Below are 14,748 nucleotides of genomic sequence, written 5' to 3'. Positions count from 1 at the left end.
TTTAGTCTTACCCCTTGATTTATTATTAACTTTATAGAGAGAGGAGTCAAAATCGGTTCTTTCACTATATTTCTTCAAGATTCGAATTTTAACCCTTTATTCCACAAAAATGGAGCGTTTATTAAACAAACAAGATAGCACGTACCGGTCATAAAATAAGTGCTATCCTGTTTTCATTATTTAAAAATTGAAGGTCTTTTAACCTCCTCCCACACGATTATCCGATTACCAATTAATTTAATCTTTTTGATAAAACAGACACTCATAGCCATCAGCACTAAGTAACAGGCCATTTGCCCATGTTGGTGTCCTAGCCATCTGTTCACAGATAGCGGAAAGTGACATCCTCATGTCCGCTTCAATTATAATTTCATCGTGCACATGAGCCACAATGGAACAATTCTTTAACGTCTGTATGGCATGGCACAAAATGTCACGACTGATTGCCTGGACAATATTCTCTACAAATTTTGGCCCATAGCTGTCGATTCTTTCCCATTTCTTCGTCCCACCAACGCCTTCGTAAGTAACAGACTCACCGCCGAACACGTTCTCTCCCATACGAGGTTTCACATAAGAAAGCCGTCTGCCGGAAGGGAGGACAATAAAGAGCATCCCACTTTGATAGATAAATTTAATGCCATGTGTCTCTGTGGGAGTTTTTTGCTTAACACAGGTTTTTACTGCTCGGTCAACATCCCACCAAAGTTTTGTGATATTGGGATTGGATTGTCTCCAAGCCGTTACAAGGGGCTGAAGTTCCTCTTCTTCAATTCCCATCTCCAAAGCACCCATTGATTTTAATGCTCCAACAGATCCACCATAACCGAGGGCAAGTTCGGCTATTTTCCCTTTCTGACGAAGGTGACCGTTCACACCATGCTTTTCAACAGGTACATTAAACATCTGAGACGCACTGGCACAGTAGATGTCACCACCGTTTTGGAATACATCTATTCTCCATTTTTCGCCTGCAAGCCACGCAATGACACGGGCCTCAATCGCTGAAAAATCTGCAACGATGAACTTCATGCCATCTCGGGGTATAAAAGCTGTACGGATAAGTTCCGACAGTACCTCTGGGATTGAATCATAAAGTAAAGTAAGTGCATCAAAGTTTCCGCTTCGAACTAAAGCTCGAGCCTGTTCTAAATCGGACATATGGTTTTGGGGGAGATTTTGTAGTTGAATCAGCCTGCCAGAGAATCTGCCAGTTCTGTTGGCTCCGTAAAACTGGAACATTCCTCTTGCACGACTGTCATTACATACCGCATTCTCCATTGCCGTGTATTTTTTCACTGATGATTTTGCAAGTTGCTGACGAAGTTCCAAAACAGTACCTAGTGGTTCAGGTGCTGTCTTTAACATCTCAGCAACCGCTTTTTTACCAAGGGTATCTGTTTCTAACCCATTATTGGCAAGCCAGTCTTTCATTTGTTGTACAGAGTTTGGATTCTCTAAATTGGTTATATCCTGCATTAAAGCCATCAGCTTTTCACGGGAATATTCATCCATCTCGACAGCCTGTTTTACGAAAGTCATGTCAATGGCAATGCCGCGATCATTGATTTCCTGGTCGAGATGATACTCCTCCCAAATGGTCTCAGGCATCGGAAACTTGGATAATCTCTGCTGTATTGACAACTCAGTTTCCACATCACGAAGGTTATATGCTTTAAACCGCTCCCATTTTTCCACGTCATGTTCCGGCAGATTACGAACTCGACCGCCATTTGATTTAGTAGGGGGGCAGGGAGTACAGAAATATTTAATAAGGTCTTTACCTTCAGTCAATTTTTGCTTTTCTAAACCTAAAACTGCACCGACCCCCTCTAGCGAAAGCGGAAGTCCCATATATGCCGACCAGATCATGGAACATTTCCAAGATGTAGGGTCAAGATATCCTGTGAGGTTAAGCCATTTTGATAGACACACACGCTCAAACATTGCATTGAAAGCCCACTTGGTGACGGAATTATCCATAAGTGCGTTTATAATTTCATCCGGGATTTCCTCTCCACAAGCAAGGTCAACCACCTGTACTTCACCACCATCCACCGAATAACCAAATAGTAGAATTTCAAAATCATCACTCTCTGCATAACGGTAAACTCCAGACTTTTGAAGGTTGGCACTACTAAATGTTTCAATATCAATAGAAATAGAATTCATATATTACCACCCTTTCCAATGCAAACGAGGTGGCAGAAGAACAACCTCCACCACCTCGTCTGTATTTATTCCTTATGCTAGAAAATCATCATCTTCAATCGTTGTGAAGTCATCAGCTGCATTGGTTCTTCCACCTAAAGGCTCTCCATCTCTTATCTTTTGGATGTTGCCAAGACCACAAGCTACACCCTTATTGCCATTAGAGTTAAAAGCGTAGAAATTTAGGGATACTCTTGCATAACAACCGCTGTAAACCTCGTTGCGATCCAAGATAGGTCTAACTGCTTTATCTACTATTTGAGGTGGAGTCTTGCTGTTGGCATTTACAAAGTAATGTCCTTTGTAAGCCTCGTCATCACGTTCTACATCACCATCTCGAAGTGGCATTTTAATAGCAGCCTTATTAGGCTTTTTACCACCAAACTTTGCAAGGCCCTCTTCAATGGCTGCATCTACTGCTGCATTGATAGCATTGATGGTTTCCTTATCTGTTTTAGGAATCAATACGGATACGCTGTACTTTTCTGCTCCGCCATTGATGGATACGGGTTCCCAACCGTGAAAATAGCTAAGCCGTGTGTTGACGCTTGTAACAACCTTCGTTCTGTTTTGATTATTCATATTCCAATTCCTCCGTTATTTCGTTAAATTCGTTTTTTACGTTTGATATATTCATAGCTGGCCGCTTATCCGAAAGTGGAACCAGCGTAGGTTTGCCTGGTGGTTTATGTATGAGACCACCAAGGATTTTCTCAAATTTCGTTTTACCCATTAGCTTCTGCATTTCCGTAAGGGTAATAAGACTATGGCGGTAGATATCTTTATAGCCGCTTGCCTTGGCTGCTTCAGCCACAGCCTCTTCGTCCTTATATTTACGGATAGACCTGCCCTCGACTACCTTAAAACCGTGCCACTCTTTCCCGTGATTAACAGCAGCATCCGTGGCATAAGCAATGATTTCATTTGCCCACTTTGTAAGGTCGGACAATTTAGAAAGAACTTCTTCAATTTCAGAGTCTGTAAGCAGAGGTGGTAATTTAAACTCCATTTGTGCTAGTTTCAGTTTCTCTTCAGCCCTTGCACGACATTTAACAGCTGCTCGACAGAAAGTACACCACTCGCCTGGAACATAATCACCTTTGCCGTCATAGGCCTTCTTCGCCTTTGGCTTCAGTTCATTTTCTGCCCAGTCTTTTAATTCCTTTACCGGGATTGTCCATGTGCTGACATTTTCCCTGCGGGGTTGGAAGATGGTCATGGAAACCTCCTCGATGTCATACAGGCTATCGTAGATTTCCAAAGCACCAAGGGCATATAATTTCATCTGCGGATTATCCACCGCATCTACCAACACACCCATGCCATACTTAAAATCGATAATATGAAGCTTTTTATCTCCAATAATGATGCAATCACCAGTTCCGAACCCCTGCGGTACATAGCAGGAAAAATCAAGACGTTGTTCAATAAGTATTAACGGGTCCGTACAGCTTTGCCTTGCCAGTTCAAGCTGCTCCATTACAAATTCCACATAGGCATCGCTGTGTTCTTCCATCTCATCGGTGTTATAAGCCGAGACGGGACGCTTACTCCTCATGTGAAGTGCTTTTTTAAGTTTATGTTCACAGAGAGCATGGGCGGCTGTACCTTCAGCGGCTGCATTGGATTCACTATTTTCAAATTCCAGTTCCAATCTCGCAGACGGAAGGCAATTAAGCCATCTATGGGACCCCGATGCTGAAAGTACTGCGTGATCACCCATTACCTAGTACCTCCGCATCTTTCAACATATCTGCATAATGTTTTGGGTCAACTTCGCTTAATTTAGAGCCACCGTACTTTTTGATAATTTCTCTCACTTGAGAAGTAAGACCGGCTTGACTCTTTTCAGCGAGTTTTGCTCTGACTTCCTCCAGAGTGATCTCCTTTTTCTTTGGCGCAGGTTTTTTTACAGGTGTAGTCGGTTCTTTTGCTTCGACAGGTTCATTGCCCGCCATTGCATCAGCAACCGCTTGTATACTGTCTGCCAAAGAGCGCATATCAGAAACCACATCAAGAAGAAGTTTGATTTTGCTCATGGTTTAATCCTCCCTCCTTAATCTCACTAATGGCGAGTTCCTTTACGGTGTCACCCGGGACAAGGATAGTCAGTTTCTGCTTATCACCAAGTAAGAAACGTAGGAAACGCTCCCTTATAGTGACATTACGACAGGAGACAATCCCGCCAGACTGTGGAGTTTTTGAAACACTGATTTTCAAGTTGTGTTTCATGTTCTTCACCTCTTTCTTGAGAGCGTTTATGTACTGCCCTCTATCTATTAGCCGTGGCAAGAGGGGAAAGTTGAGGATTCTGGAAAAACTTTTTTTAATTTCTTCTTAGCGGTAGCCAAGCGATGTGAAATAGCACTTTTACTAACACCTTCTCGCTCTGCATACTCGGTCATTGTCATGCCATCAAGATATACAGCAATAAAAGGTTCTGAATGTTTCGGCTTGAGAATGGAACGAATAATCTCACAGTAATATTCATAATCTTCCTTTTTATTTCGTGCCACTTCATGGGAATTATCGGGGAGATAGTCCATATGATCCGTTGCATCCTCGGATTCGTCGTCCTTACGGAATGGTTTTTTTGGCATCCCTCTGTGTCTATCAAATTTATGCCAGTTATTGTAGTCGGGTTTGTTATACTTATCGTTAAAAGCATCTTGAATTAAGCGCTCTTTATTTGATTTGGAAAGTCCTTCACCTACAAGGGACAGACTAACCCACATTTGCTCGGTTTCTTCATCATTAAGCTCGATTGTTTGAATTTTTTCTTCATACCTTACTGAAAATCTCATTAGATTCTCCTTTTCCCGTCTTGCAAGACGGCGGAGTACTAATGAGTCTTAGAAAAAATGACCAACAGAGTTACTTCCCGAAAATGTGCATAGGAAATAAAACGGAGGAGCATAAACTTTTCCAATAGCCCTTCATTGACTATCTTCGATTCATTTATGTATCCACCGTCTTCTGCTGGCCAGCTTTAGACGTATTTAAATTTTTGTAAGACCTGTGCCTTACACTTATAAACATAAAGGATTTCAAAATTCAGCGACCAACTCATCGAGTTGGCTTTTGTTTCCTTATAAATGGGGGTTTTTCAATTTTAAGCAAAAAAAAAGAACCCCTTTCGGGGTTCAAAACCAACTCAACGAGTTAACGAACTTTTAAATTTTTATTTCACTACCTAGTTCAGGTATTCCAAACTGCCCTAAGACTCCATTGAAATCGTCAAGCGACAGTCCTGGCATAGTATCCATTATACGAATATAGGTTTTATCAGGATCAGAATAATAATTTAATTTGTTATTTGATTTATCAAATAACTTTTGTGTTATTCTCGAACTTAATCTCATGGCTACACAAATCGCCATCAAAACATTAGTAGTCATGTTGTTATAGTTATTTTTCTTAATTTTACCATGATAGTTTATGTGCAGCCCTGTCTCTTCGTTAAATTGCTTAGGATAGTTCCATTTTCTATTCTCCATCAAAAACCATAAACACTCACACAGTGATTTAGTTGGGTCTCCTATCATCTTCATAAGTTCAATTTCTTCTTGTTCATCATAAGAAGCTAACTGTTTATAAAATGCTTGGTAAGCCTCTTCTGGTTCACACATTAAAGAAGACTGATACTTTGGATGGAATGTAAGAAGTCTATTGTCAATTCCTTCTACTTTTCTAAGTACCGCATAACCAAGAAAATCCTTATCGGCATTTTCATATGTAGTAAACTTTTGCTCACGAATATTAATAACACATTTTGCAAGATTTTTCTTTGCTTTAGCAGTTAAATGAAGTACTCCATCTTTTTGTTTTACATACTGGATGTCAGCGAGAACAAAGTACCCGTCAGCATAAACAAATCGTCCATCGCTTATCCACCCTTTAAGCACTGAATCTGTGTCAACAATCTTTAATGCTTCTACTGGGGTTAATTTGACAAAATCTTTATTGCTATTGATTTCTTCATAGACATCTTCATAATCTGAAAACCTTGAAATTGTATCTTTGAGACCAACCTCAATCAATCTATATTTTACTGATAACCGTGACGTTTTAAAGAAGATACTTAAATCTTCAATCAAAGTGTCACACGATAATATAACATTTTCTCCAGCCTCTTTATATTGTTGAATAAACTCCAGTGCCTTCTTTTTAAAGCTGTTTTTTGGCATAAGTACCCTTGGTGCTAATCTATGTGCCTGCCATTCCAACCACCTTACTTCATTTTCTTTTGTGTTCTTTCCCTCAGGTGGAGTATAGAAAGTCTCAGATTGACGGCATAAAATAGGGTATAGCTTTTCAGATGCGTTTTTACTTTTTATCTCAAGGATTTCAAAATATCTTTTATCTTTTTCCCAATGCAGTGCCTCATGGATTAGTGTGTTTCTTCTCGAACCTTCACCAAATACAGCTTCAGATAATGGATCAATCAATACAGTTCCAGCATTAAAAGCAGTTGATGTATATTGCCTTGTTTCTTGGTCATAAACATCTATATGTGCATCTAATAGCAAACAACAACCAAAAACATCTAAATTGCTAGATAAGGAAACTTCTTGTACTGTTAGTCCCATATCCTGAAGAATCTCCTCAACTGGAAGAGGCATTGGATCAACCAATGCCTGCTTACAATATTTTGTTAGAAATTTAGTTGCATAATCATCAAGTCGATTCTTTCCAAGTATCAATGCGCCCGATTTTTTATTAATATCAAAAATATCACTCGATGTTATTTTTCTCTTCATTCTCTACCCACTCCCCTTTTTCAATATAATCTAAAGGCAGCTCTGCTAATAGCTTTCTTGCCTCTTTCCAGGTAGGGTAGAACTCCTCAACAAGAGCATGAAATCTATGGGTGTGATTCTTTTCTATCAAGTGTACTAGTTCATGTATAACCACATACTCAAGACATTCGACCGGCTTTTTAGCAAGCTGCAAATTAATCCATATTCTTTTTTTATCAATGTTACAAGTACCCCATTTTGTCCTCATGTTTTTTATTTTGTATTCATTAGCATAAAGGTTTGTCTTTGCCTCGCACCTCGAAACCACACCATTCAATACTCGTTTAAGTTCTTCTCTGTACCATTCGTTAAAAGCCCTCTCCCTAGATTCCTTGGTTGATCTTTCGGGAGCAGTTAAAATTATTTTATTTGGTAGTTTAGTAATTTCGTATTTGTTTCCTTCATAAACGACCTGCAACCGATAAGGCTTTCCCCATAAATAATGTGATTCGCCAGACACATATTCACGTTCAGTTTGACGTGGTTGTGACAACATCCTATCTCTCACCTTTGTAATCTCCGGCATTTTCTTTAAAACAAAAAGCCTTATTTCTTCATCAGGATAATCACTAGGAGTGCTGACGGTTACATTTCCTTCTGGGGGATTAACCCTTATATAAAGATTTTTAAGATTTTGCTTTTTGATAATCTCTATTGGCATACCGCCAATGATTACTTCATTACACATCGTATTCTCCCTGTCTTTCAGCTATTTCGAAGACGGCATTTGTTTTTTCAGTTGCTACATCTTCGTCATAACCATATACCAATAAATTTTGATATATAGCAAGTCTTATATTTTGTTGTTTCTGGAAATTTCGCTTCCAATCAGGACGTATTGCATTACGGATAGCATTGTCACTATTTATAGCCAGTTTTTCATCTCTATCAAAGTAATCAAAGAAAGCTCTTCTGGCTTCGCTTTTCTTAATAGCATCAGGATAATCAGAATTTTCTTCCGGACGTAAAATCGCTTGTGCTAGTTCTACCACTTGACACAGATACTCCTCATAACTCATAGCCTCAATTCGTCTTTGATCAATAACTATTTGGAGCATTTCCGATAGCTTACCATAGTAGACTTTATTTGATGACATCTTCTTAACAATTTCATGTTGCAAGTTATTTTCAATTATCTCCGCTTTAGCATTATCGCTTCCTGGAAGTTCTTTCACTAATGCATCTATTGGTGTTGTAGTTGTATTATTTAATAGCAACTCAACCAATGGCATATTGGCAAGTTCGCTTACAACCTTAGAATCTTCGGCACGAATGTAGGTGTCCAAGATATAACGCATATCCGCCTCATACGGCTTCAAGTCAATATAATCACAACTAGCAAGTTTAATCATTTCTTTTATTTTGTTATATCCAGAAATATCACTTCTAAGCTGGTTAACTTGATTATCTGAATAACCATAGTTGCTCACAAGTTTATCACAGCAATTTGCAAAGGAACGAGTCAGGGATGCAGTAAGAGCGTATAATATATCCCTACGACCTATTCTCTCATCATCCTCACTATTTTCACCACAGAAATATTCAATATAATCAGTATCCTCTTTCGGATCATTTACATTTTCCAGCAAATCCTTAAGTGATGCAATTGCACCTACCATTTCAGATTTGGCTTCATCATAACGATTCTTAATAAGTCCTTCAACATCTTCTTTATCAAAGTTATCGAAAGCCTCAGTTGTATAATCGGCAACTGCCAACTGTACATTACGGAACAAATCCATATAATCTACAATGTAACCATAGTCTTTATCCTCACCATCCGGTCTATTAACTCGACAGATTGCTTGGAACAAGTCATGATCACGCATAGATTTATCAATATATAGATAAGTGGCACTTGGTGCATCAAAACCTGTTAATAGTTTGTCCACCACAATAAGTAACTTCATTTTAGCGGGTTCTTTTTTGAATTGTTCTTTTACTTCTTTTTCGAACTCGGATAGTTTTTTACCTCTAAGCATCCGCTCATAAATAGACTTCTTATATTCTTCCTCACCCTCTTGACTTAAGTCGCTCGTAGCAGTTCTTACACTAGCGGCTGAAGGTTCGTAAGAGGTGACAACAGCACACCTATTAAAGCCATTGCTAGTAAAGATATCCCAATATCTACAAGCCTCGTATATACTGTTGGCAACCAGCATAGCCGTTCCACGTTCATTTTTAAGGCGCGGTTTTAAATTCATATCAAAGATAATGTCCCCTGCAATTTTCTCAAGTCTTTGTCTTGAACTATATAGTTTATTGATTGAAGTCCAACTCTGTTTTAAATTTGTCTTTGCTCTTTCAGTAAGACCAAAGGTTTTATTATCAAACCACAAATCTACCTTTTCCTTATTGGATAGATCTTGGTCAACATCTCTTGCCTCATAACGCAAATCAAGAACAACGCCATCTTCCACACCCTCATCAAATTTATAAGTGTGAATATACGATCCAAATGTTTCAAGGCTGGTTTTCTTGTCCTTTTTAAGTAGCGGTGTTCCTGTAAAACCTATAAGCACTGCCTCAGGCATCAATACTTTAACAGCCTCGTGTAATTTCCCCGAGTTTGTACGGTGGCATTCGTCAATAAAGGCAATAATGTTTCCTTTTGCCTTAAAGTCAGCAGGTAAGTCCTTTAATAACTCTTTCCGATACTGATCCACATCGGATTGTTTACCTGCATTGTGTCCATACTTATGAATTAAAGAGCATATGATAGAATCATCATTTTTATTTAGTATTTCTCTTAAATCAGAGCAACTCTTTGCTCTTTTAACTTTCTCATTAACATCAATAAATAGGCTCTCTATTTGGTCATCAAGCTCATCACGGTCTGTAATGATAACTACACGGCTATCTGCCAAATTTTCAATAATCCACTTAGCCAGCCAAACCATTATCAACGACTTACCGGAACCTTGTGTATTCCAAATGATACCTCCCTCTTTTTCAATAATCCTTTTCCTTGCAGCAATATTTGCAAAGTATTGATTATGTCTTGTAACCTTCTTCACTCCAGCATCAAAGATAATGAAGTCATAAATCAACGATAAAAAACGTTCTTTTTGACAAAGAGAGACTATAGCATCTCTTAGCTTATTCTTTTCTTTAGATTGAATATCCTTGATAGTTGCGGAAAGGTCATCGGTGGCTTTGATATCTTCTTTCCATTTAAGAAAATACTTTTCAGCCGTTTCGGTAGTACCGTACTTAAGCCCCTCTGCCTCATTACCTGCAAAAATTAATTGAACGGTACTAAAAAAAGGCTGAATATACTCTTTTTTTTGATTTGTAAGATTTTGACGAATACCTTCGCCAATACTAACGCATGAACGCTTTAACTCAAATACGCCTAGAGCGATGCCGTTTATATACAGCACCACATCAGGACGTTTTCTTTCTATCTGATTAAAACAAAGTACACTTACTTCTTCAGCAACATAAAAATCATTATTCTCTACATTATCCCAGTCGATATAATGCACAGTTTGACGATTTTTATTATCGTCCTTTACACCTTGCTTTCCGTAACGAAGTAGGGAATAGACCTCTTTATTGGTTTGATATAAGCTATCCACTTGATTACTTGCCTTAGTAACAAGTTCATTTACTGCTTTTGAAATTTGGTCTTTCGTATAACCGCGCTTTTCTAGATTCTTCTTTAGCAAGTCCTCTTTAACTGGTGTGTTGTCTTGATCTTCAAGGTTGCCAAGATATGTGTAGCCTAAACCACCGTCTTTTTCTTTATCTATTAACCAGTGGAGGACCTTATTTTGTAATTTTCTTTCTAAATCAACAGACATAAACTTAACCTCCCTATAATTTAAGACGCACACGGCCTGTTAAAAGGTCATCCATTGCACCTTCTCTAATTCCCATTATCTTCTCTTTTTCTATTTCGAGAGATTCGATTTCTTCATCCATAGCTGTTAAGACAGAGGCGATGGCTTGTTGTTCTCTGATATCCTGTGGCATTCTAAACTCAAAATTACTTAAATCTTTTTGATATAGATGCTTTATTGTAGAACCTGCGGACAATGTATTAATAAACTCTTTAAAAATTGAGGACAACAAAACTCTATAGAGAAACGTTGGAAGAAGGCTAGACGTTGTTCTGAAAACAAAAACTCCGCTATTCAGAGTTGCTGGTTTATCCAATTTAGGAACCAGTGCTACCTTACCAATCGTTCCATCCTTTGTTACCAGTACATTATTTGACTCGACTTGAATATTTGAATCCATATCGTATCGTTCTTTTGATACGTATGATATGTTCTCCAGATTGACCTTTCCATTATGGAAATCAGTGCCCCCAATTAAATAACTGTATCCACTTCTTAAATACTCTTCCTTTTTTAAACCTTGCCATCCAATTCTTGCTTTTGGTTTAATCACTTGGTTAAAAGAAACAGTTTCCCATTCCTTTTCAAAACTATCAACCCTAGTTTTGCCACTAACCAAATCCTCCAAAGCACCATCACGGATAGCTTTTTTCTTTTCGATAAGCTTTGCTAGATTATTGATATGCTCATCGAAGTCGGATAGAACAGAGGCGATGGCTTGTTGTTCAGCGAGCAAGGGTAAATGAACTTGTACTTTTTTTACAACCTCTTTATTAAGATTTTGGACTCCACTTCCGGCAGCAAAAGAATCATATTGCCCCTTGACACTTGATGATGAAAGCAAATAATAAAGAAAGTCCTTATCAACTTCATTTTGAAAATCGTATAGCCTTAACCATCCGTCATGTATGCACCCATCAATTTTTAAAAGGTAGGGTCTCCCAAAACTCATTGAATTTGATAAAATAAAATCACCTGGACATACCCGTACCGAACGCTTAGCCCCATCTTTTGTTATTTTCTCTGCCGTAGAAATAATATATTTCCCATCTTGTGGGGCATCGCCAATTTTAATCCAGTTCACTCCTGATGAACTGAAAGTTAAATAACTCTCTATTGGACGAGGGGATGCACCCCTTTTTATTTTAATGACATCATCAAGAATGCTTTCACTCCAATCACTAGGATAAGCTACCATATGTACCCCATCCTTTCCAGAGCAGACTTTACCTTAATCTTTGACTGAGCTGTCTTTTCTTCAATCTCACCTAGAGTATGCTCATAGCGTTTTGCGATTAACACCACTTTTGATGCTAGTTCATTTAATACTTGATCAATTGCATCTACAATATCACCCTCAAGTCTTGCCATCCATTTCTTATTAAAAAGCAAGTGCTTAATTTCATCAATTGATAATTCGCCATATTTAGCAAGCACTAGTTCATCAAGTGTCTTTTGTGCCTCTTTGATAGCCTTATCAGATTCTTCTTTTTCTGAAACCTTAGCCTGATATGCAAGCAGAGCGTTATATTCATCTGCATAAATTTCAGGCATAACCGCTTTTTCGTTTGCCTCTTTTAATGCGGCTTTTAGCTTGGCCTTACCAAATGACCCATTCTTATTTCTAAGTTCGTAGCCCTTTAGCTCACTGTTATCTTGAACGATTTGCTCCATTTCAATTGTATTGCCCTCATCTAACAATTCAATCAACTTTGTAATATCGCTCATTACAGGTGAGGTCTTTTTACTTTCGAGTTCCTTAATCCGTTTATTAAGATTTGCCTTTGGAATGCTGTCACCTTTTTCATTTAGGGCATTTACCAGCAAACCTTCATCGCCAGATTCTTCTTCACGCATTTCATCTATTTCAGATTCAAGCAATGTTGATTTTTCTCTCAACTCATTAAGAACAATTAACTCTTTTTCAAAATACTCATTCTCGATAATCTCTCTTGAGATTAACGCCCCTTCAAACGACTTCATTTTAGAGGTATCGTCAACTTTTATTTCTTCTCCACTTTCATCTTTTGCTTTCTTTTGAGCATATACATATTCAATCTCACGACCAGCCTCATATCCACTAGCCTTAATTACATACACATCATCTTGCATTTTCTCATTCCAATAATTTAGCAAGAAATCGTACACATCATAATTGTCTAAAAGCTGTGCCGATTCGAAATCATGCAACATTTCAAGGCCAATGTTACGAATTAACTCCTTTGGATTTGTATCTACATTGATATTTAATAGCACATTTTTTACTGCATTTCTCCAAGCCCCGAATAGTTCACCACACTCGGTATCCTTTTGGCTCTTGATATTTTCGTCCTCAGAGATAACCGTTTCTATCTCGTTTGGTGACGTAGCAAGGTTATAGACGTTATGCTTTTCATCAACACGGGTAAATAGCTCTTGTTTTAACTTTGGTGAAACTTTCCATAGTTTTTCTATTGAATCAATATCAACTTCCGGAATTCCACCCTTTAGATGGGATGAAATATTTTGCGGCAATGTATCGTCAATCTTTTGGATATATCGAGGAACATTCAAATTACCATCGTTTTCTTCTAAGATTTCTTTATAGGTAACAAAGCGAGAATATCCCATAATTTCTTCTTTATTTATGCATGTTTGTACTATCTTCTCAATATCTTGTTCACGAAGGCGATTTTTGTTACCGTCTTTCTTAAATCCACGGCTTGCATCTACCATAAAGATACCTTCACGATTATCGGCATTTTCTTTATCAATAATTATGATACAAGCAGGAATACCTGTGCCGTAAAATAAATTAGCAGGCAGACCAACTATGCCCTTTATGTATCGCTTATCAAGAACTGCTTTTCTAATGGTCTCTTCTATATTCCCTCTAAATAGCACACCATGGGGCAGAATAATCCCTGCCTTACCATTACTATCTAAGGCCTTTAAGACGTGTAAAAACCAAGCATAGTCACCATTCTTTTCTGGTGGAATGCCATACCCATCAAATCTCTTAAATTTATCTTCTGATGGTTTGATTCCATCTGTCCAGTCCTTATCAGAAAAAGGTGGATTCATAACAATAAAGTCAAATTTCTTAAGCCCACCAAAATCATCAGTATATGCTGGGTTTGCTAATGTATTACCACTTTTAATTTCACCTGTACCTTTGTTATGTAGGATAAAGTTCATCTTTGCTAAACCTGCAGTATCAGGGTACTTTTCCTGACCAAATATTGTAACTATAGAGTCACCGTTTTCATCCATAGGAGCTTCATCTGCTGCACGAATTAATAAAGAACCACTGCCCGCTGCAGGATCATGAAGTGTCCACTTTTTACCTGTTTCTTGTCTAATATCACCAATACCAATAAGTCTAGCAATGATACGTGACACCTCACTAGGTGTATAAAATTGACCCTTGCTCTTACCAGACTCTTGAGCAAATTTCATCATGAAGTACTCATAAGCATCTCCGATGATGTCATCACCACTAGCTCTGTTACTTCTGAAGTCAATAGCAGGATTTTGGAATATAGCAATAAGTCCAGAAACTTTATCAACTAGTTCCTTGCCAGAACCCAATTCATCCGGGTTATTAAAACTAACATCAGGAAGAGAACCTTGAAGACGGTTTTCCTCTAGGAACTTTTGGATAATCTTATCTACTCGTTCACCGACATCACTCTTGCCCTTCGCAGCAATTAAGTCATCAAATGATGCACCTTCGCTTACTGTAAACTCAGCAAATCGCTGTCCCTTGTATCTATCTGATACGTATTTAAAAAACAACAATACAAGTACGTAGTCTTTGTATCTTGACGGCTCTACGCCACCTCTTAGTTTATTACACGCTTCCCATAGTAGGGAATATAGTTCTGATTTTTTCACGGCCATTCATTTTACCT

At 38.2% G+C, this 14,748-nt stretch carries 10 protein-coding genes; all 10 read right to left on the bottom strand.

The window, feature by feature from the left end; genetic code table 11:
- Positions 1-237 precede the first annotated feature (237 nt).
- Entirely contained in the window at positions 238-2,172 is a 1,935-nt protein-coding gene (locus tag KM885_RS09085; RefSeq protein ID WP_216883816.1) for a DNA polymerase, read from the bottom strand.
- 72 nt (positions 2,173-2,244) lie between these two features.
- Positions 2,245-2,793, bottom strand: a complete 549-nt coding sequence (locus KM885_RS09080) for a DUF2815 family protein (protein WP_216883814.1) — start codon at positions 2,791-2,793, stop codon at positions 2,245-2,247.
- The gene (locus tag KM885_RS09075) at positions 2,786-3,934 is read right to left on the bottom strand and encodes a DUF2800 domain-containing protein (RefSeq protein ID WP_216883813.1); all 1,149 of its coding nucleotides are present in this window, start codon (positions 3,932-3,934) and stop codon (positions 2,786-2,788) included. The genes KM885_RS09080 and KM885_RS09075 overlap by 8 nt, the downstream gene beginning before the upstream one ends.
- Positions 3,927-4,250, bottom strand: a complete 324-nt coding sequence (locus tag KM885_RS09070; RefSeq protein WP_061129968.1) for a hypothetical protein — start codon at positions 4,248-4,250, stop codon at positions 3,927-3,929. Before KM885_RS09070 ends, KM885_RS09075 begins: the two co-directional genes overlap by 8 nt.
- 240 nt (positions 4,251-4,490) lie before the next feature.
- The gene (locus KM885_RS09065) at positions 4,491-5,015 is read right to left on the bottom strand and encodes an RNA polymerase sigma factor (RefSeq protein WP_061129966.1); all 525 of its coding nucleotides are present in this window, start codon (positions 5,013-5,015) and stop codon (positions 4,491-4,493) included.
- 369 nt (positions 5,016-5,384) lie between these two features.
- Positions 5,385-6,971 carry an ImmA/IrrE family metallo-endopeptidase gene (locus tag KM885_RS09060; protein WP_216883811.1) on the bottom strand — a complete coding sequence of 529 codons (1,587 nt, stop codon included), beginning with the start codon at positions 6,969-6,971 and terminating at the stop codon, positions 5,385-5,387.
- Positions 6,946-7,698: a M48 family metallopeptidase gene (locus KM885_RS09055; RefSeq protein WP_216883810.1), complete on the bottom strand. Its 753-nt coding sequence runs from the start codon at positions 7,696-7,698 to the stop codon at positions 6,946-6,948. Before KM885_RS09055 ends, KM885_RS09060 begins: the two co-directional genes overlap by 26 nt.
- Positions 7,691-10,816, bottom strand: coding sequence for a type I restriction endonuclease subunit R (locus KM885_RS09050; RefSeq protein ID WP_061129963.1), 3,126 nt, complete (start codon positions 10,814-10,816; stop codon positions 7,691-7,693). The genes KM885_RS09055 and KM885_RS09050 overlap by 8 nt, the downstream gene beginning before the upstream one ends.
- A gap of 13 nt (positions 10,817-10,829) precedes the next feature.
- Positions 10,830-12,053: a restriction endonuclease subunit S gene (locus KM885_RS09045; protein WP_216883808.1), complete on the bottom strand. Its 1,224-nt coding sequence runs from the start codon at positions 12,051-12,053 to the stop codon at positions 10,830-10,832.
- Positions 12,047-14,737, bottom strand: a complete 2,691-nt coding sequence (locus KM885_RS09040; RefSeq protein WP_061129962.1) for an N-6 DNA methylase — start codon at positions 14,735-14,737, stop codon at positions 12,047-12,049. Before KM885_RS09040 ends, KM885_RS09045 begins: the two co-directional genes overlap by 7 nt.
- Positions 14,738-14,748 lie beyond the last annotated feature (11 nt).

The organism is Oceanobacillus caeni, assembly GCF_019037185.1.
GTDB classification, from domain to species: domain Bacteria; phylum Bacillota; class Bacilli; order Bacillales; family Amphibacillaceae; genus Oceanobacillus; species Oceanobacillus caeni.
This window is presented reverse-complemented; position numbering and strand designations above follow the sequence as displayed.